The organism is Arthrobacter psychrolactophilus, from assembly GCF_003219795.1.
Taxonomy (GTDB): domain Bacteria; phylum Actinomycetota; class Actinomycetes; order Actinomycetales; family Micrococcaceae; genus Specibacter; species Specibacter psychrolactophilus.
The window spans coordinates 12,513-33,975 of record NZ_QJVC01000015.1; the positions used below are offsets into that span (position 1 = coordinate 12,513).

General features: G+C 61.9%; 17 protein-coding genes and 1 tRNA gene. 10 read left to right on the top strand and 8 right to left on the bottom strand.

The window, feature by feature from the left end:
• Positions 1 to 1,419, bottom strand: coding sequence for a phosphomannomutase/phosphoglucomutase (locus CVS30_RS13075; RefSeq protein ID WP_110485780.1), 1,419 nt, complete (start codon positions 1,417 to 1,419; stop codon positions 1 to 3).
• A gap of 118 nt (positions 1,420 to 1,537) precedes the next feature.
• Between CVS30_RS13075 and CVS30_RS13080 the strand changes: the two genes are divergently transcribed.
• Positions 1,538 to 3,724, top strand: a complete 2,187-nt coding sequence (locus CVS30_RS13080; protein ID WP_110485781.1) for a RecQ family ATP-dependent DNA helicase — start codon at positions 1,538 to 1,540, stop codon at positions 3,722 to 3,724.
• A 171-nt stretch (positions 3,725 to 3,895) separates the two neighbouring features.
• On the opposite strand, the gene CVS30_RS13085 is transcribed toward CVS30_RS13080, so the two are convergent.
• Both CVS30_RS13085 and CVS30_RS13090 read right to left on the bottom strand, forming a co-directional pair.
• Positions 3,896 to 4,651, bottom strand: coding sequence for an SDR family NAD(P)-dependent oxidoreductase (locus CVS30_RS13085; protein ID WP_110485782.1), 756 nt, complete (start codon positions 4,649 to 4,651; stop codon positions 3,896 to 3,898).
• Positions 4,652 to 5,551, bottom strand: a complete 900-nt coding sequence (locus CVS30_RS13090) for a fumarylacetoacetate hydrolase family protein (protein WP_110485783.1) — start codon at positions 5,549 to 5,551, stop codon at positions 4,652 to 4,654.
• A gap of 195 nt (positions 5,552 to 5,746) precedes the next feature.
• Here CVS30_RS13090 and CVS30_RS13095 point away from each other — a divergent pair, with 195 nt between their 5' ends.
• The 8 genes from CVS30_RS13095 (at position 5,747) to CVS30_RS13130 (ending at position 14,411) form a co-directional block, all read left to right on the top strand.
• Positions 5,747 to 7,126, top strand: a complete 1,380-nt coding sequence (locus CVS30_RS13095; RefSeq protein WP_110485784.1) for an L-fuconate dehydratase — start codon at positions 5,747 to 5,749, stop codon at positions 7,124 to 7,126.
• Positions 7,127 to 7,130: 4 nt separating this feature from the next.
• A complete protein-coding gene (locus CVS30_RS13100) occupies positions 7,131 to 8,468 on the top strand; it encodes an alpha-L-fucosidase (RefSeq protein ID WP_110485785.1) in 1,338 nt (445 codons plus the stop codon).
• Positions 8,465 to 8,779, top strand: coding sequence for an L-rhamnose mutarotase (locus CVS30_RS13105; RefSeq protein ID WP_110485786.1), 315 nt, complete (start codon positions 8,465 to 8,467; stop codon positions 8,777 to 8,779). Before CVS30_RS13100 ends, CVS30_RS13105 begins: the two co-directional genes overlap by 4 nt.
• Entirely contained in the window at positions 8,776 to 9,744 is a 969-nt protein-coding gene (locus tag CVS30_RS13110; protein ID WP_110485787.1) for an aldo/keto reductase, read from the top strand. Before CVS30_RS13105 ends, CVS30_RS13110 begins: the two co-directional genes overlap by 4 nt.
• Positions 9,731 to 10,585, top strand: coding sequence for an amidohydrolase family protein (locus CVS30_RS13115; RefSeq protein WP_245934594.1), 855 nt, complete (start codon positions 9,731 to 9,733; stop codon positions 10,583 to 10,585). Before CVS30_RS13110 ends, CVS30_RS13115 begins: the two co-directional genes overlap by 14 nt.
• A 219-nt stretch (positions 10,586 to 10,804) precedes the next feature.
• The gene (locus CVS30_RS13120; protein ID WP_110485788.1) at positions 10,805 to 12,352 is read left to right on the top strand and encodes a sugar ABC transporter ATP-binding protein; all 1,548 of its coding nucleotides are present in this window, start codon (positions 10,805 to 10,807) and stop codon (positions 12,350 to 12,352) included.
• A gap of 17 nt (positions 12,353 to 12,369) precedes the next feature.
• Positions 12,370 to 13,392: an ABC transporter permease gene (locus tag CVS30_RS13125; protein WP_110485789.1), complete on the top strand. Its 1,023-nt coding sequence runs from the start codon at positions 12,370 to 12,372 to the stop codon at positions 13,390 to 13,392.
• Between the two features lie 50 nt (positions 13,393 to 13,442).
• The gene (locus CVS30_RS13130) at positions 13,443 to 14,411 is read left to right on the top strand and encodes an ABC transporter substrate-binding protein (protein ID WP_110485790.1); all 969 of its coding nucleotides are present in this window, start codon (positions 13,443 to 13,445) and stop codon (positions 14,409 to 14,411) included.
• A gap of 79 nt (positions 14,412 to 14,490) precedes the next feature.
• Here CVS30_RS13130 and CVS30_RS13135 read toward each other — a convergent pair whose 3' ends face one another.
• The 5 genes from CVS30_RS13135 to CVS30_RS13160 all read right to left on the bottom strand — a co-directional run bounded on the left by CVS30_RS13135 (position 14,491) and on the right by CVS30_RS13160 (position 19,242).
• Positions 14,491 to 15,228, bottom strand: a complete 738-nt coding sequence (locus tag CVS30_RS13135) for a hypothetical protein (protein ID WP_110485791.1) — start codon at positions 15,226 to 15,228, stop codon at positions 14,491 to 14,493.
• Entirely contained in the window at positions 15,225 to 15,587 is a 363-nt protein-coding gene (locus CVS30_RS13140) for a PadR family transcriptional regulator (RefSeq protein WP_110485792.1), read from the bottom strand. Before CVS30_RS13140 ends, CVS30_RS13135 begins: the two co-directional genes overlap by 4 nt.
• 99 nt (positions 15,588 to 15,686) lie before the next feature.
• A complete protein-coding gene (locus CVS30_RS13145; protein WP_110485793.1) occupies positions 15,687 to 16,358 on the bottom strand; it encodes a FadR/GntR family transcriptional regulator in 672 nt (223 codons plus the stop codon).
• A 590-nt stretch (positions 16,359 to 16,948) separates the two neighbouring features.
• Positions 16,949 to 17,036, bottom strand: a tRNA-Ser gene (locus CVS30_RS13155).
• A gap of 103 nt (positions 17,037 to 17,139) precedes the next feature.
• The gene (locus CVS30_RS13160; RefSeq protein WP_110485795.1) at positions 17,140 to 19,242 is read right to left on the bottom strand and encodes a prolyl oligopeptidase family serine peptidase; all 2,103 of its coding nucleotides are present in this window, start codon (positions 19,240 to 19,242) and stop codon (positions 17,140 to 17,142) included.
• 226 nt (positions 19,243 to 19,468) lie between these two features.
• Here CVS30_RS13160 and CVS30_RS13165 point away from each other — a divergent pair, with 226 nt between their 5' ends.
• Positions 19,469 to 21,412, top strand: coding sequence for an FAD/NAD(P)-binding protein (locus CVS30_RS13165; RefSeq protein ID WP_110485796.1), 1,944 nt, complete (start codon positions 19,469 to 19,471; stop codon positions 21,410 to 21,412).
• The last annotated feature ends 51 nt before the right edge of the window (positions 21,413 to 21,463 follow it).

Here is a 21,463-nt window from a genome sequence, read left to right on the forward strand (position 1 = left end):
TTATTTGCGGATGAGGTTCAGGACGGTGTCGCGCAGGGTGGTCAGGGTGGTGGTGTTGAGGGCTTCGGCGTTCAGGCGCAGGAAGGGCTCGGTGTTGGAGGCTCGGAGGTTGAACCACCAGTCGCCGTTGGTGGCGGTGAAGGTGAGTCCGTCGAGTTCATCGATGGTGACGTCGGGGCGGGTGTAGGCGTCGCGGACGCGGGCCACGGCGGCCGGGACATCCTCGAGCTGGGAGTTGATCTCGCCGCTGGAGACGTAGGGCTCGTATTCGCGGCCGAGCTCGGACAGCGGGCCTTCTTGCTCGCCGAGGGCGGCGAGGACGTGCATGGCGGCGAGCATGCCGGTGTCCGCGTTGAAGAAGTCACGGAAGTAGTAGTGCGCGGAGTGCTCTCCGCCGAAGACGGCGCCTTCTTCTGCCATGGTGGTCTTGATGAAGGAGTGGCCCACGCGGGTGCGGACGGCGCGGGCGCCGTCGTGTGTGATGAGTTCGGGGACGGCGCGGGAGGTGATCAGGTTGTGGATCACGGTGGGCCGTTCCTCGCCGGCGGCCTTGGCGCGGGAGATCTCGCGGCGGGCCACGAGTGCGGTGACGGCCGAGGGGGAGACGGGGCCGCCGAGCTCGTCGATGACAAAGCAGCGGTCCGCGTCGCCGTCGAAGGCCAGGCCAATATCGGCGCCGTGCTTGATAACGGCGGCCTGCAGATCCAGCAGATTGGCCGGTTCTAGCGGGTTGGCCGGGTGGTTCGGGAAGGTGCCGTCGAGCTCGAAGTAGAGCGGAACGATGTCGAAGGGCAGGCCCGGAAGGAGGGCATCACCGAGGACGGCGGGGGTGGTCATGCCGGCCATGCCGTTACCGGCGTCGACCACGATCTTGAGGGGGCGTGAGCCGGTGAGGTCTACGAGTTTGCGCAGGAACTCGGCATAGTCCTGCAAGACATCTGCTTCGCCGATCGTGCCGGGGGTGTCCACGGCGGCGGGGAGGCCATTATCTAGGTAGGACTGGGCGAGGTCACGGATCTCGGCGAGACCGGTCTCGGAGGACAGGGGCACGGCGCCAGCCTTGGTCATTTTCATGCCGTTGTACTGGGCAGGGTTGTGGCTGGCGGTAAAGACCACGCCGGCGGCGTTGAGGATTCCCGAGGCGAAGTACAGCTCGTCGGTGGAGATCAGGCCCAGAAGTTTCACGTTCGCGCCACGGCTGGACGCGCCTGCTGCGAAGGCTTGAGAGAACTCGGGGGAGGAGGGGCGCATATCGCCACCGATCAACACGGTTTCTCCCGCGAGGCCAAGGACTTCTACGAACGCGGCACCAACGGCTTGCACCGAGGCAGCGGTGATGGTGTCGCCCACGAGGCCGCGGACGTCATAGGCCTTAAACGAATCGGATAGATTAACCGGCGAAATTTCTTCAGTAGTCACCCCACCATGCTACCGCCGCTGTTCCATGGCAATGCCGCAACGGTGTCGTTCGGAGGTTATCCACAGCCATTTCAGGGTGGAGCGTCAGTTGTCAGAGGACGCTGGAATACTGGGAGACATGACAACGTACCCAGCACAAGGAACTTCCTCCGCCGTTTCCTCCGGAGACCCGGACGGGCAGGGGACCTCGTCGAGCACTCGAGACCAGGCGCTTGCCGTACTCCGGGCGCTCGTGGGTCGGCCCGACGCGGTGTTCCACGACGGCCAGTTCGAAGCCATCGAGGCACTCGTCGATTCCAACCGTCGAGCCTTGGTGGTGCAACGCACCGGTTGGGGAAAGTCTGCCGTGTACTTCGTGGCCTCCTTGTTGTTGCGGGCCAGGGGTGCCGGCCCCACCCTGATTGTTTCGCCCCTGCTGGCATTGATGCGTGACCAGGTTGCCGCGGCCGAGCGTGCCGGGGTCCGGGCCATGGCCATCAACTCCGCCAACGCCACGGAATGGGATTTAGTCTCCGCCGCCTTGGCCGCCGATGAGGTGGATGTGTTGCTCGTGTCACCGGAGCGGCTGACCAATCCGTCCTTCCGTGAAAACCAACTGCCGTCCCTGATCCAACGCACGGGTCTTCTGGTGGTTGATGAGGCGCACTGTATTTCTGACTGGGGCCATGATTTCCGCCCTGACTACCGCCGCATTGCCGATCTGATTGCCCAGCTACCTGCCACGGTACCTGTCCTGGCCACCACGGCCACGGCAAATTCGCGTGTGGTGGCCGATATTGAAGAGCAATTGGGCACGAATGTGTTCACGATCCGCGGTCCTCTGGCACGAAAGTCTTTGCGCCTTGGTGTCCTGCGATTGGCCGATTCCCGCGACAGGCTGGGGTGGCTATTGACGCATCTGGCCGAGCTGCCCGGCAGCGGCATCATCTACACCTTGACGGTGTCCGCGGCGGAAGACACCGCGCGACTGTTGGCCGAGGCCGGACATGTGGTGAAGGCGTACACGGGACGTACCGACACCATGGAACGCGAGTCGCTCGAAGAGGCCCTGAAGAACAATCAGGTCAAGGCGCTCGTGGCGACAAGTGCTTTGGGTATGGGGTTCGACAAGCCTGACCTGGGCTTTGTTGTGCACTTGGGGGCGCCATCGTCTCCCGTTGCTTACTATCAGCAGGTAGGCCGTGCCGGTCGTGGCAGTGCCAACGCCGATGTGTTGTTGCTGCCGGGCAGCGAAGACGCCGAGATTTGGCGGTATTTTGCCACGGCCTCCATGCCCGATCGGGACAAGGCCATGGCTGTGTTGACGGCGCTGGGGGAGTCCGTCAAACCCATGTCTACCCCGGCGTTGGAGGCGCGCGTAGATCTGCGACGCACCCCGCTGGAGCTTCTCCTGAAGGTCCTTGCCGTTGATGGTGCCGTGCGGCGAGTGTCCGGTGGTTGGGAGTCCACCGGGCAGCCATGGAGTTATGACGAGGAACGATACCGGCGCATTGCCCAGGCCCGGGTGGACGAGCAGCAGTCCATGATCGAGTACGAGCGGATGTCCGGGTGCCGCATGGAATACCTGGCCTCAGCCTTGGATGACGCCACGGCAGAGCCTTGCGGTCGGTGCGATAACTGCACGGGCCGTTGGTTCAATGCCGAGGTAGCGTCCGGGGCGGCCGACGCCGCGGGTGATGCGCTGCGGCATGCCGGACTTCCGCTGGATCCTCGGGCCATGTGGCCTACAGGAATGGACCGGCTGGGTGTTCCTGTTAAGGGCAAGCTGAAGGCCGATGAACTGGTCTCATCAGGAAGGGCCCTGGCCAGGCTCACGGACCTCGGGTGGGGTAATGCGCTGCGGGCCATGTTCGCCTCGGGCGCCCCCGATGCTCCCATTGATCCGGCCATGGCGCATGCCGTTGTGGCAGTGTTGCGCGAATGGGGCCAAAGCGGCTGGGAAGGCGCGGGACGGCCGATCGCTGTTGTCTCGATGCCGTCACGGACTAAACCGCTGCTGATGCGTTCCTTTGCGCAGGCCATCTGCGAGATTGGGCGCCTGCCATATCTGGGCGAGATGTCCCTTGAATTTGGTGGCCCCACGGGTTCCCGCGGAGGAAATAGCGCTTACCGCCTGGCGGGGGTGTGGGAACGATTTGCCGTTGGCTCCGAGCTGCAGGCACTTCTTGCATCTGGCCCCAACGGTCCGATTCTGTTGCTCGATGACCTGGTGGACAGCCGGTGGTCCTTGACCGTGGCAGGACGCGCCCTGCGCCAAGCAGGTGCGGATCAGGTGCTCCCGCTCGTTCTGGCCCAAGCAGGCTAGCCCTCCTCCAACGCGGCATCACTTTCGGGCGTGTTTTCGCCAACGCCGCATCACTTTCCGGCGAATCTTCGTGCAGCTTCTTCGCCTTCAATTGAGCGAAACGGGAGCAACCCCCGAAAGTGATGCCGCGTCAGAGGAAAACGGCCGGAAAGTGGTGCGGCGTTGGGGAGGTTAACCGACGGGACGCAGGCGCAGGGCCTGCATGCCGCCATCAACAGCGATGGAGGTTCCGGTGGTTGAACCGGACAGCGGGCTGGCCAGGTAGGCCACGGCACCGGCAACCTCTTCGGCTGTTACGAGGCGACCGTGCGGCTGGCGGGCATTCAAGGCTGCGCGTTCCGCGGCCGGATCGTCGGCCTGGGACAGGAGTCGGCCAACCCACGGGGTGTCGGCCGTGCCGGGGTTGACGCAGTTGACGCGAACGCCTTCACGCAGATGGTCGGCTGCCATGGCCTGCGTCAATGAGAGCACGGCGCCCTTCGTGGCTGAGTACAGTGCACGCTGGGGCAGGCCCGCGGTGGCCGCGATGGAACAGATGTTCACGATCGCTGCTCCGCTGGACTGGCGCAGATGGGGCAGTGCCGCACGGGAAACCCGGACCATACCCACCACATTGATGTTCCAGACGCGCGCCCATTCGGCGTCGTCATTGTCTTCCACCGAACCGATGGCGCCAATGCCGGCGTTGTTGACCACAATATCCACGCCACCAAAGGCAGCGACGGTGCCGTCGATCGCGGCCTTGACGGAGGCGTCGTCGGACACATCGCAGGCAAAGCCGAGCTGGCCCTCGGGGAGATCCTGCGGGTTCAGGTCAAGCACGGCAAGCTGCGCGCCCAGGCCCTGTAATTTTGCGGCGATGGCGGCACCAATGCCGGATGCACCGCCGGTCACGACGGCTGTGAAGCCTGAAAGTTCCTGGCTCATTTAGACCCCTTGGTTGTTGGTGCCGGCGGTGGTGATGCCTGCGCGGAAGAACTCCTGGCGCTGGCGGCCTAGTCCGGCAATTTCAACTTCCACAACGTCGCCGTCTTGGATGTAAGGGAAACGGCCGGACAAGGCGACGCCCTCTGGAGTTCCTGTCAGCACCACATCGCCCGCTTCCAGCACCATGTACTGGCTCAGATGGTGAACGATCGTGGGGACGTCAAAAATGAGGTCTGCCGTGTTGGAGTCCTGACGAGGTTCGCCATTGACCCAACTCCTGAGCTGCAGATTATTAGCGTCCGTGTCTTCCTTCGGGACGAACCACGGGCCCAACGGGGTGGACTTCGGCAGAGACTTGCCCTTAGTCCACTGACCTGCGGCACCGGGAATCTGGTATTCGCGCTCAGAAAGGTCATTGGCAATGACATAACCGGCGACGGCGTCGGCGGCCTCCTCGAGCGTGGAGAGGTAGTTGACCTCACGGCCGATGACCACCCCGAGCTCCACTTCCCAGTCGTACTTGGCGGCTAGCGGCGGGATCGGCGCAGCGTCAAAGGGGCCGGCAACGGTGTTGTTTGGTTTGAGGAAGACCACGGGGATCTCAGGTGGCAGGGCGCCGGATTCTGCTGCGTGGGCGGCGTAGTTCATGCCGATGCAGATGACGTTATTGGGTCGGGCAATGGGGGATCCGATGCGTAGCTCGTCGGCGTTCTCCAAGACAGACAAGGTGCCGTTGTCCAAGGCATCGCGCAGGGCGGCGAGTCCGCCGCCGGCCAAGAATGCCCCGTCGATGGTGGCCGTGACCGGGCGGGCGTCGTAGCTAATTTCGGTTCCAGCGGAGTCGGCGGCAATGACAACGGGAATCTCCCGTCCCAGCTCGCCAAGGCGTGCAATCTTCATGAAATTCTGACCTCTAACGTGCGGTGCGATTTTGGTATGAGGGCCCTCCAGAGGACCCTAACATCTGAGCTTTAGAGTAACTTTATCCAAACCTTACGGCTATTTCCGTCCTATCTCTAATATTGACACAGAAAACATCCGATGTTTAGCTGTGTGTAGCTTTTTAGACTTCCCATCCCCAGCCAGGAGTAGCCCGTGAGCACCATCATTGCCGTCGAGACCAGCGACGTCCGTTTTCCCACGTCGCGTGATCTAGATGGTTCTGACGCCATGAATCCGGACCCGGATTACTCGGCGGCGTACCTGCGGGTTGTGACGGACAGCGGCGACGGGCATGAGGGTCACGGCTTCGTTTTCACCATCGGCCGCGGCAATGACGTGGAAACGGCAGCCATCAAGGCATTGACCCCTTACCTGTTGGGACGCAACGCGGAGGAACTCCTGGACGACATGGGTGGCACATGGCGCGAACTTGCCCATGATTCGCAGCTCCGCTGGCTCGGGCCGGAAAAGGGTGTCATGCACATGGCCATCGGCGCCGTGATCAACGCACTGTGGGACCTCAAATCCAAACGTGCCGGTCTGCCACTGTGGCAGCTGTTGGCAGAAATGAGTCCCGAGGAACTCGTTGACCTGGTTGACTTCCGGTACCTCACCGACGCCCTGACCCGTGAGGAGGCCCTCGAGATCCTGCGCAAGGCAGAAGCGGGTCGCGGCGCACGCACGGCCACCTTGTTGGCCGAGGGCTACCCGGGCTACACCACAACACCTGGCTGGTTGGGCTACTCCGATGAGAAGCTGACGCGACTAGCTCACGAAGCTGTTGCCAGTGGTTTCAAGCAGATCAAACTAAAAGTAGGTGCGGATCTCGAGGACGACATCCGCCGCCTGCGTACGGCACGCGCCGCTGTGGGGCCGGATATCAAGATTGCTGTTGACGCCAATCAGCGCTGGGACGTGGGGCAGGCCATCGAATGGATGAGCCATCTGGCACCCTTCGATATTGCCTGGATCGAAGAGCCCACCAGCCCAGATGACATCCTCGGCCACGCTGCCATTGCCCGAGGTGTGGCCCCCATTCCGGTAGCCACCGGCGAACACGTGCAAAACCGCGTGATGTTCAAGCAGATGTTGCAGGCCAATGCGCTGTCGGTCCTGCAGATCGACGCAGCCCGCGTGGCCGGTGTCAACGAAAACATCGCCATTTTGCTCCTCGCCGCCAAATTCGGTGTCCGGGTCTGCCCGCACGCCGGCGGCGTGGGCCTGTGCGAGGCTGTCCAGCACCTCTCGATGTTTGATTTTGTAGCCGTCTCGGGCCAAAAGCAGGACCGCATGATTGAATTCGTGGATCACCTACACGAACACTTTGTGGCCCCGATCGACGTCCATGACGGCTGCTACTGGCCCCCGCTGGTTCCGGGTGGTGGAAGCGAGATGCACGCGGCATCTATTGCTGAATACACTTTCCCGGACGGCGCTTTCTGGCTGGCCGACGCGGCAGCCGCAGCCGAAGCAATAGGCGAGGTGGCCGCCGTCGAACTTTCCGTTGCCGCACCACAAAAGGATCTGGTCTAACCTCATGCCTGCCCTGCCCGCACCCACCCAAGTCACCATCGAGCATGCGCCCTGGTTTACCCATGACAGGCTTGGCATGTTTGTGCACTGGGGACTGTACTCCCTGGCCGCCCGGCATGAGTGGGTCATGTATCGGGAGAATATGGACGTGGGGGAGTACCGCAAGTACTTTGAGCATTTCGACCCCGATCTCTACGATCCGAGGGAGTGGGCTGCCGCCGCGAAGAATGCCGGCATGAAGTACGTGGTGCTGACCACCAAGCACCATGATGGGTTCGCGCTGTGGGATTCCGCGCTCACGGAGTACAAGGCCACGAACACGCCGTGCGGGCGGGATCTGCTGACGCCCTATGTTGCGGCGCTGCGCGAGGCCGGGCTGAAGGTGGGCTTCTATCATTCGGTCATTGACTGGCACCACCCGGACTTCACGATCGACGGCAACCATGCTGCGCGGAACAACCCGCAGTGGCAGGAACTGAACAAAACTCGCGACGTCGCCCGGTACCGCGAATACCTGCACGGCCAGGTGCGCGAACTGCTCAGTAACTACGGACAGATTGACTACCTGTTCTTCGATTTCTCCTACCCGGATGAGGCCACGGCCAACCCCGACGGCGGAACCACGTTCCGCGGTAAGGGCGCCGAGGATTGGGGTTCCGTAGAGCTCATGGAGATGATCCGGGAACTCCAGCCTGGGATTATCGTCAACGACAGGCTCAACGTGCCCGGTGACTTTGTCACTCCGGAGCAGTATCAACCCGCCGGTGCCATGCTTAGCGGCGGTAAGGAAGTTCCGTGGGAAGCTTGCCAAACACTCAACGGCAGCTGGGGCTATGACAGGGACAACCTGGATTACAAGTCCGCCGAGCAGCTGATCCGCATGCTCATCGATGGCGTGTCCAAGGGTGGCAATCTGCTGCTCAACGTTGGCCCCACGGCCCGGGGTGAGATCGATCCCCGGGCTTCCGCGGCCCTCAGCGGAATGGGTGAATGGATGCGCCTGCACGGCCGCTCCATCTACGGATCCGGCGCGGCCGGAATGGCCGCCCCACAGGACGCACGATTCACGCGTCGCGGAGACCGCCTATACCTGCACTTGTTCGCGTGGCCGTTCCAATTCATTCACCTGCCGGGGCTGGCAGACAAGGTGCGATACGCCCAGTTGCTCAACGACGCCTCGGAAATCGCCATGATGGTGCTGGATCCCGGCCAGGCCGCGGGGCATATGACGCCCGCAGGCCAGGCCCCCGGAACGTTGACTCTGAAGCTGCCCGTGCAGCGCCCCGGGGTGGCCGTCCCTGTCATTGAGTTGTTCCTCAACCCCGAAAGCGATGCGACATGAGCCAGAAGATTGCCCTGCATACCCGGTTGAAGCCAGGCAAAGAGGCGGAATACGATTCCGTCCACGCCCGAATCGGCGACGAGCTGGACGCTGCTTTGCGCGCGGCAGGAGTCACTGGCTGGAGCATTTGGCGCAGCGGGCGGGAGCTTTTTCACGTCGTGGAGGTCGCCGACTACCAGGCCATGCGCAAGGAATTGGCCCTCAACCCTGTCAACATCGAATGGCAGGCCGTCATGGCCGAGCTCCTCGAGGTTGCGGACGATTACTCTGGTGCCGACATGGGCCTGCCGAAGGTATGGGAACTGCCATGACGCTCCCCGAACTGGGTCGGCTGGGATTTGGTGCCGCCGGCGTCGGTAACCTGTACCGCGCCATGTCCGACGACGTTGCTACCGCCACCGTCGCTGCCGGGTGGGACGCGGGCATCAGGTACTTTGACACGGCACCGCACTATGGCATCGGCCTTTCCGAGCGGCGTCTCGGCGAGTTCTTGGCCACCAAGCCGCGCGAGGAATTTGTCATTTCCACCAAGGTGGGACGCGTCTTAGAGCCTGTGGCGAATCCCTCCGGGGCAAGGGACGCCGAGGGATTCGATGTTCCCGCCGATGTTGTCCGCCGCTGGGATCCCTCCGAAGCCGGGATCCGACGCAGCATCGAGGATTCCCTTGAGCGGACCGGCCTAGACCGGATCGACATCGCCTATCTACACGATCCCGATGTCTACGATCTCGAAGCAGGCATCAGGCAAGCCCTGCCCGCCCTGGAAAAACTCCGATCGGAAGGTCTGATCAAGGCCATTGGCGTGGGCGCCAACTCCGCGGACGCGCTGCGCGACTGCGTGGCTGCCGCCGATCTCGACGTGATCATGCTTGCAGGGCGATACACCTTGTTGGAGCAGCCGGCGGCCGAGGATCTCCTGCCGTTGTGCCTGAAGCGCAACGTTGCTGTGGCGAACTGCGGGGTCTACAACTCGGGTTTGTTGGCCCGCACTGCGGTTCCTGACGACGCCCACTACAACTACGCGCCAGCCCCGGCCGAGATCCTTGCCCGTGCCAAGGCACTCGCGGCCTGCTGCGACGAGTTCGGTGTGGAACTTCCCGCCGCGGCGTTGCAATTCGCCCTCACCCACCCGGCCGTAGCCACTGTTGTGGTGGGCGCCTCCAACCCAGGTCAGATCGCTCAAACGGCGGCCCGCATGGCCGCGGAGATTCCGGCCGAATTGTGGCTTGCCCTGGTATCGCGCGGTTTGTTGGACGAGCGCCTTGTCCACGCCTGACACGGTGGTTCGCCTCGACGCGCACGTCCACCTGTGGGAGGTGGGTTCCGGACAGTATTCTTGGCTGACCCCAGAGCACGGGATCCTGTTCAACACCTTCACTGCCGAACAGGCAGGCCAGACGCTGGCGGATGCCGGCATTGATCAGGCCATCTTGGTACAGGCAGATGACACCGCGGCCGACACCGAGATGATGCTGTCCGCAGCGGCTGCGCATAACTGGATTGTGGGTGTGGTGGGCTGGGTCCCGTTGGAGGATCCGGCTGCTACAGCGACGCTATTGGAAAGGTGGGGCCATCACGACGCCCTATGCGGGGTGCGCGCCTTGATTCACAATGATCCGCGCCCGCATTTCTTGGCCCTCGAATCTGTTCGTGAATCCCTCGGGCTGGTGGCACAGGCCGGATTGTCCTTTGATGTTCCCGACGCCTTCCCCCGGTATCTGGACCAGGTGGTTGACCTGGCTCAAGCGTTACCCGGCCTGCGTGTAGTCGTTGACCATCTGGGTAAACCGCCGCGAGGCGGCCGCGACGAAGAGTTTGAGCGCTGGCAGGGGCAGCTGGCCGCCGTGTCCGCGTTGCCAAATACGACGGCGAAGCTCTCCGGGCTGCATGCCGACGGGGCCGAGTATTCTGCGCAGGCACTGGAACGCGTCTGGGATAGCGCGCTTTCGACGTTTGGTCCCGAGCGGCTCATGTTTGGCGGGGACTGGCCGGTCAGCCTGCTCGGCGGCAGCTACCGGGAAACGGTGGAGATCGCGGAGTCGCTGATGTCGTTGCTGAGCCCCACGGAGGCCCGCTCCATGTGGGCGGGCACCGCGCAACGCGTATATGATCGATAACATTTTAGGAAACATCCGATGTATTTCTCGGAAATACGTGTTTTTGTGGCGTGGGTAACATAACATGATGGAAGTTGAATTCCCTCGCAGACGCAGACGTCAGCGGGAAATAGCCGAGTTTCACGTCTTTGATGTAGAAGACAGGCAAGCCGGCCAGCCGTCTTGGATCTTTATATAGGTCTGATGTCGGATCAAGTGAAGAATCATTGAGAGGGTGGCATGAGCAAGAAACTCCTTCGGATCTCCGGGGTAAACAAGAGCTTCCCCGGAGTCAAAGCCCTATCTGAGATGCAGTTGGACCTCAACCACAATGAAGTGCTCGCGCTCGTCGGCGAAAATGGTGCCGGGAAATCCACCCTCATGAAGCTGTTGTCAGGCATTTATGTTCCAGATTCGGGCACCTTTGAAATTGACGGCCAAGAGGTGGCCATCAACGGAACCAAGCACGCCCAAGAGCTTGGCATCAGCATCATCCACCAGGAATTCAACCTGATGCAGGACCTCACGGTGGCCCAGAATATCTACATTGGGCGCGAACCGCGCCGCGCCGGCCTTTTCCTGAGCGAACGGGCGCTGAACCGCAAGGCCCGTCTGCTCTTTGACCAGATCAACATCGATCTGGACCCCAAGGATCGAGTCGGCGACCTGACCGTTGCCAAGCAACAAATGGTTGAGATTGCCAAGGCACTTTCTTACAAGTCGCGCATCCTAATCATGGACGAACCCACGGCGGCCCTCAACGATGCCGAAGTGGCCACCATGCATGATTTGATTCGCAACTTCACCAACGAGCAAACCGGTGTCATCTACATCTCCCACCGAATGGACGAGCTCAAGGCCATCTCCAACCGCATCACCGTGATCCGCGACGGTGCCTACATCGACACGGTCGATACGGAAAGCACCACGATGCGTGAGGTCATCAACCTCATGGTGGGCCGTGAGATCTCCGGCAACCAGCGTCCGGCGAGCCAGACGCCGTCGGACGAGGTAGTGCTGAAGGTCAGCGGTCTGGAAACCAAGGGCTTCCTGCGCGACATTAACTTTGAGCTGCACCGCGGAGAGATTCTTGGCTTCGCCGGCCTTATGGGTGCCGGGCGCACTGAGATTGCCCGCGCCATTGTTGGTGCCGACCGCATCTCTGCCGGAACCATCGAGCTCAAGGGGACGGAAGTTTCGATCGGCAACCCCGCCATCGCGGCGAGCCTGGGCGTGGGCTACCTGTCCGAGGACCGCAAGCACCTGGGACTGCTGCTCGAACGTGACGTCAAGGACAACATCGCGCTGAGCTCGCTAAAAATGTTCAGCAGGATGGGTGTCATCAACGACAAGGCCATGAAGTCAACGGCCGCAACATACATCGACAAGCTACGCATCAAGACGCCATCCAGTGCGCAGACGGCCAAAAACCTCTCGGGTGGCAATCAACAAAAGATTGTCATTGCCAAATGGCTCGTGAAGGACTGCGAGATCTTGATCTTTGATGAGCCGACTCGCGGGATCGACGTCGGCGCCAAGGAAGAGATCTACACACTCCTCAACGATCTGGTGGCGCAGGGAAAGTCCATCATCATGATCTCCTCGGAACTACCGGAGGTTTTGCGCCTGTCCCATCGCATCGCCGTCATGAGCGAGGGGCGGCTCACGGGATTCCTCTCCAACGCCGAAGCCAGCCAGGAAAACATCATGGAATTGGCAACACAAAACACCACCGGCGCGGTCCTGACGCCGCTCCCCGCCTCCAGCGCGCAGCGCTCCACCTCGTAAGAAAGTACGGCGAACAGATGACCCTGACAAAGGACGCTGCGCAGGCCGCCAAGGTTGCCAGCAACAAACAATCCGAATTCAACACCCGGCTCCGTGCCAGCTTCCAGCAGCTTCTGGCCTTTGCCAGCCTCCTGGCACTTGTCCTATTTTTCTCCGTGGCCAGCTCCAACTTCTACCAGGCAGCAAACCTCTCCAATATTCTGCTCTCCACCGTGGTGACGGGCCTGTTGGCGCTGGGAACCACCTTCGTCATCATCACCGGAGGCATTGACCTGTCCATCGGTACGGGCATGACGCTGTGCTCGGTCATGACGGCGGTATTCATGACGCAGCTGGGCATGCCCATGATCGTGGGTGTCCTGTGCGGCGTGCTCTTTGGTGCGCTGATGGGTGGCATCAACGGTTTCCTTGTCGCCTTCCTCAAGATTCCATCCTTCATTGCCACGCTGGCCATGATGATGGTTGCCGCGGGCCTTGCCCTGGTCATCTCTGGCACCAAACCGATCTATACCAATGAGGTCGCCGGGTTCCAGAAGATCTTCGCGCTGGGCAAGTCGATCCCGGGACTTGTCATTCCCAACGCCGTGTTCATCTTGTTCGCGGCGGCTATTGTCGCCGGGTTGCTGTTGTCAAAAACTATTTTGGGCCGCTACACCTACTCCATCGGCAGCAATATGCAGGCCACGGCACTCTCGGGCGTCAACGTCACCAAGTGGACGGTACTGATCTACACGGTGGCCGGCTGCTTCACTGGCCTGGCCGGGGTCATCGCCACTGCCCGCCTCAACTCGGCCCAGCCAGCAGGAGGGGCAGGCTTGGAGCTCCAGGCGATCGCCGCCGTCGTCATTGGCGGAACCTCATTGGCCGGCGGTAAGGGATCCATCATCGGCACGGTCATTGGTGCGCTGATCATGTCGGTCCTGACAAATGGTTTGTCCATCATGTCCATCCCGCAGGAATGGCAGCAGGTGGCGGTGGGTGTGGTCATCCTCCTCGCCGTGTACCTGGACATGATGCGTCGCAAGAAAGCCACCAACTAACTTTTCCCACCATCTGCTTTTCACCGCGTTTATACAAAGGAGTTAAACCCATGCAAAGAAGAAAATTCCTGGCCTTCGCCTCGGTCGCCGCACTGTCCTTGGGCCTTGCCGCCTGTGACACTGCAGCCGAAGCGCCGGTAGCTAATGGCAAGACCTACATCGCAATTGTTTCCAAGGGCTTCCAGCACCAGTTCTGGCAGTCAGTGAAGCAGGGCGCGGAGAAGGCTGCCAAGGAATTCGACGTCGAGATCTCCTTCGAGGGACCCGATAAGGAAACCAACGTTCAGCAGCAGATGGACCAACTGAACAATGCCATGGCCAAGAACCCGCAGGCACTGGCGCTGGCAGCACTGGATTCCAAGGCCGCAGAGGGTGTCCTGCAGGATGCCAAGGGCAAGAACATTCCGGTGATTGCCTTCGACTCCGGCGTTGACTCCGATATCCCGATTGCCACCGCCTCAACGGACAACAAGGCCGCCGCCGCAGAGGCCGCCAAACACATGGCCGAGCTGCTGGGCAACAAGGGTGAGATCGCAATCGTCGGTCACTCCCAGACAGCCACCTCGGGCACTGACCGTCGCGATGGCTTCGTAGACTATTTGAAGACCAACGCCCCGGACATCAAGATCGTTGACATCCAGTACGCGGACGGCGATCAGGCCAAGTCCACCGACGCCGCCAAGACCATCATGACCGCCTACCCGAACCTGGCTGGCATGTACGGCACCAATGAGGGTGCTGCGATCGGTGTTGTCAACGCCGTCAAGGAGGCTGGCAAGACCGGCAAACTGGTCATTGTTGGCTTCGACTCCGGCAAGGCGCAGATGGATGCGATCAAGGACGGCCTCATGGCAGGCGCAGTCACCCAGAACCCCGTCGGAATCGGGTACGAGACTGTCAAAGCCGCAGTTGCCGCCATCAAGGGCGAAAAGGTAGAGAAAGTCATCGACACCGGCTTCTACTGGTACGACAAGACCAACATCGCTGACCCCGATATCGCGGCGAACCTCTACGAGTAAAAATAGCTAGAACAACTCTGGGGTCTCGACGGCCTCGACCAGCGAAATTCTTCGGTGGCCGACGCTGTCGAGACCTTTGCTACGTCCCGGCCGGGAACAGCGCTGTGATGCCCAACAGAACTACGGCCAGGATTGGAAAGAGCCATTCGGTGATGAGCCCTAACCAGCGTGCCTTGAGCGTGGTGGTCGTGCCGTCCTCCAATGGGTGGATGACAGGATCTGGTTTCTCGCGAAGATTGAGGACAGTGCCGATCGTCGAGAGGAATATCAGCAGTCCGACGCTGATGAGTAACACTGGCGTGGGCGGGATGGACAGTAGTGCATCGTCGGCTGTATCTGGGGTCAGAATTGCAGAAAATACGCCGAAAGTGCCGCCAATCAATGGGACGGCAAGCACCGCCCAGAAGTGCCGGAGTAGAAACGGCAGATACAGCGGCAAAGCCACAACAATCGCGGCCAGGACAACCCAAAAGATCAGCTGCAAGCCGCCAATGAACAACTGCCCGCCCGCCAGCCACGGGGTCAGGGCCGCAGAGAATACGAGGAATAGGACCAGGCTAGTGGTGCCGAGCGCGAGGGTCCTACGCATATCCTTCCTAAAAGGCCGGACCGATCCGCCAGCTAGCTCGGCAGCGTATCTGCGGGGCGTGCCAAAGGCTTCCTCGGGGGACTGGCCGGAATCGGCCAGAAACTCCTCGACCGTGGCGAGAGTATCTCCGATCGACTTCCCCGAGACGTCGTTGAGGCGTAGTTCCAGGGTTAGCTCGTCCAGCCACTTCTTGTGGGACGCGGTCTTCATCGTTTGCTCCTTGGTCATTGCAAAACTCCTCGATCGGGGGCTGCGGCGAGGAACGCCGTCGTACTTTGAGTGAAGCTGAGCCATTGTTGGCACTGGTGTTCCAACTCGGTGCGTCCGGCCGAGGTCAGGGAGAAGTACTTTCTACCGGGGCCGCTTTCGCCGGCACGCCACTCGACCTCGACCCACCCCGCCGTTTCAAAGCGGGTCAGGAGTGGGTAGAGTGTGCCGCCCTTGAAGGTCCCAAGACCCGCCTGCTCCAATGCGGTGATGATGGCGTAGCCGTAACTGGGGCCGTCTTTAAGTGCCTGAAGGGCGCACAGCCCAAGGGACGCGCGGTTCCAATCCCCGGGCCACGGCTCTGCTGCTGATAAATCCATAACTAGATCGTATGTCTAACTAGTTAGTGTGACAACCCCTGAGACGCAGAAAGCCCATCGGTCAGGGGTGGCGGATGGGCTTTCTGGGTGTGATTGCGCCTAGAGCGCTTGGCGGAGCCAATGTTCAACGCCGCTGATGTGAACCGTCAGGAGTGCCTTGGCGAGCTCGGCGTCGCCGCGTTCCAGGGCCTCGATGATGGCGCCGTGTTCGGAGAGTGTGCGGTCGACGGCCTTCTCCTGGGTGAGTCCGCGCCAGATGCGTGCACGTACGGTGCCGCTGGAGAGTCCGTCCAGAACGCTGGAAAGATAGGCATTATTCGCCGCTGAGGTGATGAGCTGATGGAAAACAAGGTCGTGGTCCACGAGCTGTTCCACGCTGGTGGAATCGTCAATGTTTTCCATGGTAGCCCGAAGCCCGGCGATTTCTTCAGTGGTGATGCGCCCGGCGGCGATGGCGGCGGCTGCCGGTTCGAGGATGCGGCGAACCTCGAAGATTTCCAAGATGGATTCGTCCTGGTGGAGATCCACGATAAACGTCATGGCTTCCGTCAGCAGCTTGGGCTCCAGGCTTGTCACATAGGTACCGTCGCCGCGGCGAACGTCGAGCACCTTGATGATTTCCAGAGCCTTGACGGCTTCGCGTAAGGAGCTGCGAGATAGTCCCAGCTTTTCGCTGAGTTCCTTCTCCGGGGGGAGGCGATCGCCGGCGGAGAGCTCTCCGGAGATGAGCATGTCCTTGATTTTTGTGATTGCTTCGTCGGTTACGGCCATAGGGTCAGTCTAATGGTCGGATGTTTATTTGCTAAGCCGCGTGCCGACTAACATGACCAGACTTCTGCAGCTAAGTACGGTCATCCGGAGGATTGGAGGTCTGTTGTGATTGTGGATATTCGTCAGAGGGATCTAGCAGCTCTTGGATTTCAGCGTATGAGGTAGTAATTCCGCTACGTTTCTGGAATGCTGCCCAACTCGAGGGCGTCATAGTAGGGGATGCTGCGGGCTCGGCGGTGGCCTGTGTCTTTTCGGCTTGTTGCGCCCGACGTTTTAGGATCTTGGCTCTTATTGCGCGTTTGAACGCATGTGCCGCGAAGAGAAAGATTGCCATGAAAGCTATCGTTACGAATATCTCCATAAAGCACTCCTGAACTCTAGGTTTCTTTAAACGAATCTTATAAAAGTCAGGCCTCGTCGCGGCCTCTGACCCGCCGAGGTGACATACATGGTGGCCTCAGCCCACCATGTATGTCACCTGTGCATATGGTGCCTCGGCACAAGCATATTAAGAACTGCTCGGTGACTTCGTTAAGTCATCGGAGACAGAAAAGCACCCCCGATGAATCATCGGGGGTGCTTTTTCTCTGCGGAGACGGGGAGATTTGAACTCCCGGTGGAGTTGTGCCCCACACTTCATTAGCAGTGAAGCCCATTCGGCCGCTCTGGCACGTCTCCAGCACTGGCTAAGGTAGAAGCCCCTAACCAGCATCCCAAACTTTACCCACTAGTTGCCCCACAAAGCAAAACGAGAGGGCCTCTGAGTGAAAATCAGGACAAATTACAACTTTTCATTCAATGCCCGCCACAAGAATTCGTGCGAGGCTGTGTGCAATCGAGCGGCTTGCTCGTTGTTCCCCGCACCAGAATGGCCGCCCTCGAGTGCCTCGTGGAACCACACCGGGATGCCCATGGCCTCCATACGCGCCGCCATCTTGCGCGCCTGCACCGGGCCCACCCGGTCATCGGAGGTAGCTGTCCAGATGAAGGTCGACGGGTACTTAACCCCTGTGCGCAGCAGGTGGTACGGCGAGAAGGTCTTGATGAATTCCCATTGTTCGGGCACGTCCGGGTCGCCGTATTCGGCAATCCACGACGCGCCTGCCGAGAGTTTCGTGTATCGGCGCATGTCCAGCAACGGCACCCCGCACGAGATCGCGCCGAACAATTCGGGGTAGTGCGTGAGCATATTGCCCACCAAAAGTCCGCCGTTGCTGCCGCCCGCGCAGCCCAACTTTGCGGCAGTGGCGACCCCGCGTGCCGACAGATCCCTGGCCACGGCGGCGAAGTCCTCGTACGCGCGGTGCCGGTTTTCCTGCAGTGCGGCCGTGTGCCAGCTGGGCCCGTACTCGCCACCTCCCCGGATGTTGGCCACCACAAAGACGCCCCCGCGCTCCAACCAGCTGCGTCCTGTCGCGCCGCTATAGGCCGGCGTGCGCGACACCTCGAACCCGCCATAACCACTCACCAAGGTGGGGTTCCCGCCGTCGAGCTTTATGTTTTTGGGCCCGACCTGGAAGTACGGGACACGGGTGCCGTCGGCGGAGGTGACGAAGTGCTGCTCGACGCTGTACTTCTCCGCGTCGAAGAACGACGGCGCCTCCCGCACCAGTGCGGCCGGCGTCGCCTCGGTCGGGGGAACAGTCAGAGCGCCGCGGTACACGGTGGACGGGGTGAGGAACCCGGTCGCGATGAGCCAATAGTCATTGCCCGCCTCGGGATCCTCGTTGTCCACGGCATAGGCGTCCACGGAGTGCAGGGGTGGGCAGGCGTCAAGCTCCGTGGCCGCGAAATCGTCGGCGGGGGACAGGCGCAAAATCTTGGAGGAAACATCGGACAAGAGGTTCAGGAGCAGGTAATCGCGCGTCCAGCTCCAGGACTGCAACGATTGGGCAGTGGACGGGGCAAAGATGGTGCGCACCTCCCGGCTGCCGGCCATGAACGCCTCGAGCTCGATGACCAGCAAGGTGCCGGCGGCGTAGAGAGTCCCGCCAACAGTCCAGTCCGTGCGAGGCCGGAGCAGCAGCCATTCATGGTGCAGGGAGACGCTCATGTCGTCGGGGACCTCGATGTGTACCCACTCCTCGCCCACCCGCAGATAGCTGCGGCTGTTGTAGAAGTCCAGCACGTCATAGGCCACGTCCCGCTCAAATCCGGGCGTGCTGCTGTGCGAAACGCCACCGCTGAGGTGATCCAGCGGCACGGAGAACAGAGGCTCTTTGGCGGCCATGTCGCTCAGGGATTCGCCACGACGCAAAACCCGCGTGGCGGCCGGGTACGAGGACGCCGTCATGGAGCCCTCGCCCGTGTCTGTGCCGACGTACAACGTGTCCGCATCCAACCAGCCGAGGCGAGTCTTCGCCGTCGGAAGTTCAAAGCCGCCCGGCACAAAACTTAGGGTGGAGAGGTCAAACTCGCGGTAGGCCACGGCGTCTCCGCCATCGGGGGAGAGAGCCACCATGACGTGGCGGTATTCTTCCCCAGGAGCGGGGCGCAACAGGGTCGCGCCGGCCCAGAACCAATCCTTGCCGGAGCTGGCGCACAGGGCGTCGATGTCCAGGAGCACCTCCCATTGCGGAGCGGAACTGAGATAGCTCTCCCACCTAGTGCGGCGCCACAGGCCGCGCGGATTCGCCGCATCGCGCCAGAAGTTGTAATACCAATCCCCGCGCTTGGACACCATGGGAATCCGGTCCTTGGAGTCCAAGACCTCTAAAACCGAGGCCTCCAAATCCGTATAGGCAGCGTTAACCAGGGCGGCGTCAGTCCGGGCATTGCGCTCGCGGACCCACGCCATGGCGTCGTCGCCGTGGATGTCCTCGAGCCAGAGAAATTCATCGTGCGGTTGGTCGGCCAGGGCAAGGGGTGCGGCAGCTTCAGTCATAGCCACCATCCTAGGCACGACGGCGCAGGCTGCCCGGCATTGTTCTGTTCTGCGTAAAGTTCAGCGCCAACTTGCCGCAGAACAGTGTTGTGCGGCAAGTTCACGGCGAACTTTACGCAGAACCGAACATTCGCCCGCCGCCGGCCCGCCCAGCGCCCCGCACGCCCACTGGACGCCCGGACAGGGGCGGCTTGGGGCCATCCGTTAGGCTCAAAGGGTGGAATCTATGGGTGTGCAGAGCGTTGTCATTGTTGGGGCGGGTCCTCGCGGGACTTCCGTCATGGAACGACTCTTGGCGCACCACGCGGCCCAGCAAGATTCGGCCGCACGCAAGGAGCTCCGGATTCACCTCGTGGATCCGTTCCCGCCGGGCGCTGGCCACGTGTGGCGAACCGAGCAGTCGCGCCTGTACCTGATGAACACGCAGAGTTTCTTCCCCACGCTGATCCCGGATCAAGGCGTCGGCGCCCCGCCCCTGGCCGGCTGCAGCTTCAACGAGTGGCGCGCCGCCCAGCGAGCCACTCCCTGGGCCCTCCTCAGCGACGGCGACATAGATGAGCTGGCTGGCCTGAGGCCCAACAATTTCCCTAGTCGCGCCCTGTACGGCCGCTACCTGAGTTGGTGCTTTGAGCAGCTCACCCAAACCCTGCCCGACGGCGTGAGTCTCACCATTCACCGCACCGAGGCGAAGCGGGTGGCGAAGGACCATGTGAACGGGGGCTTCGTCGTCGGGCTTCAACACGGGGAGAAGTTGCACGCCGATCAGGTGGTGCTGGCCCTAGGTCATGTGGATTCCAAGCTCAGCCCTGCCCAGCGGGAACTGCGCGAGGAGGCGCGGTCGCACGGGCTCAGCTATTTCCCGCCGGCCGTGCCCAATGACGTGGACTGGGAGCTGCTGCCCGCGGGCGAAACTGTACTGGTCCGTGGCATGGGATTGAACTTTTTTGACGTCCTGGGTCAGCTGACGGAGGGGCGCGGCGGCGTTTTTGAGCCGACCGGACTGCCCGCGGGAGAGGCGCTGCGCTATGTGCCGTCGGGGCGGGAGCCGGTCATCGTGGGGGCCTCGCGCCGTGGCACGCCGTACCGGGCCAAGGCCGAGATGGACAGTTATTACCCGGCCAGCGTCACACTGCGCTTCCTCGGCGAGGATGCCGTCGCCGCGATTCGGGACATGGGCGCCACCGCCGGTTTCGACCACGACATCTGGCCGCTGCTGCACCGCGACACGCTTTGGGCGTATTACACGACGCTTGCCCGGACCCGCCCCGACGCGGTGAGTGCCGAGCTGCTGCCGGAGTTGGATGCGCTTCTCCCGGAAGGGCTCGACGGCGGAGCGCCGGCTTGGGCAACTCGGCTTAAGGAGCTGCTGGCCCGCCATGTGCGCGAGGACCAGATTCTGGATTTGGAGGGGCTGGCGCGGCCTTTGGCGCGGCACCCTTTGCGGGCTGGCGAGGAACATCGTTTTGCTTCCTATGCCGATATGGACGCCGCCGTTCTAGAGTATTTGGCCGCCGATGCCGCCGGGTCCGCACTGGGCGAGGACGACCCCGTGAAGATGGCGATTGGTGCCTTGAACGCCGGCCGCGCCATCATCAAATCCCTCGTGGCCGATGGCGGCATCACGCAGGGTTCATGGCTGGGCGAGCTGCGCGGCTGGTTTGAAAGCTTTGTCGAGGGCCTGGCCAGTGGGCCGCCGGCGGTTCGGATGGAGCAGTTGGCCGCGCTGGTACGTGCCGAGGTGGTGCACTTTGCCGGTCCCGATCCGTTGTTCCGGATCACACATGGAGTTTTTACTGCCGGTTCGCCGTGGGTGGCCGGTGCTCCCTGGGAGGCCCGGTACCTCGTGGAGGCGCTGGCTCCGGCCAATAACGTCACGTTCAGCGATTCGCCCTTGATGCAGAATCTTTTGGCCGACGGCTTGGCCCGCCCGCGCCACATGTTGGCGTCCGACGGCGAGCCCGTCGTGACGAGCGGTTGGGACGTTTCGGCGCCGCCGTACCGCACCCTGGACGGTGTGGGTGAACCGGTCGAGGGCCTGTACGTTGTGGGCTTGCAGCTGTCCTCGGTGCAGTGGGGCACGGCCATCGCCGCCGAGGCCTCGGCGAAGTACCGCAGTGGCTATCGCACGGTCCGCGACACGGACGCGATCGCCGCACACATCCTGCGCTGACACAGTGCCCAACATTGCACCCAAAAAATGATCCCGGTTCGGCTCCTCGCA

Coding starts and splice junctions, on each gene's coding strand:
- CVS30_RS13135 (WP_110485791.1), bottom strand. CDS start 15,228: ATGACCAAGGAGCAAACGATGAAGACCGCGTCCCACAAGAAGTGGCTG.
- CVS30_RS13165 (WP_110485796.1), top strand. CDS start 19,469: ATGGGTGTGCAGAGCGTTGTCATTGTTGGGGCGGGTCCTCGCGGGACT.
- CVS30_RS13085 (WP_110485782.1), bottom strand. CDS start 4,651: ATGAGCCAGGAACTTTCAGGCTTCACAGCCGTCGTGACCGGCGGTGCA.
- CVS30_RS13120 (WP_110485788.1), top strand. CDS start 10,805: ATGAGCAAGAAACTCCTTCGGATCTCCGGGGTAAACAAGAGCTTCCCC.
- CVS30_RS13090 (WP_110485783.1), bottom strand. CDS start 5,551: ATGAAGATTGCACGCCTTGGCGAGCTGGGACGGGAGATTCCCGTTGTC.
- CVS30_RS13100 (WP_110485785.1), top strand. CDS start 7,131: ATGCCTGCCCTGCCCGCACCCACCCAAGTCACCATCGAGCATGCGCCC.
- CVS30_RS13105 (WP_110485786.1), top strand. CDS start 8,465: ATGAGCCAGAAGATTGCCCTGCATACCCGGTTGAAGCCAGGCAAAGAG.
- CVS30_RS13160 (WP_110485795.1), bottom strand. CDS start 19,242: ATGACTGAAGCTGCCGCACCCCTTGCCCTGGCCGACCAACCGCACGAT.
- CVS30_RS13130 (WP_110485790.1), top strand. CDS start 13,443: ATGCAAAGAAGAAAATTCCTGGCCTTCGCCTCGGTCGCCGCACTGTCC.
- CVS30_RS13080 (WP_110485781.1), top strand. CDS start 1,538: ATGACAACGTACCCAGCACAAGGAACTTCCTCCGCCGTTTCCTCCGGA.
- CVS30_RS13145 (WP_110485793.1), bottom strand. CDS start 16,358: ATGGCCGTAACCGACGAAGCAATCACAAAAATCAAGGACATGCTCATC.
- CVS30_RS13110 (WP_110485787.1), top strand. CDS start 8,776: ATGACGCTCCCCGAACTGGGTCGGCTGGGATTTGGTGCCGCCGGCGTC.
- CVS30_RS13140 (WP_110485792.1), bottom strand. CDS start 15,587: ATGGATTTATCAGCAGCAGAGCCGTGGCCCGGGGATTGGAACCGCGCG.
- CVS30_RS13125 (WP_110485789.1), top strand. CDS start 12,370: ATGACCCTGACAAAGGACGCTGCGCAGGCCGCCAAGGTTGCCAGCAAC.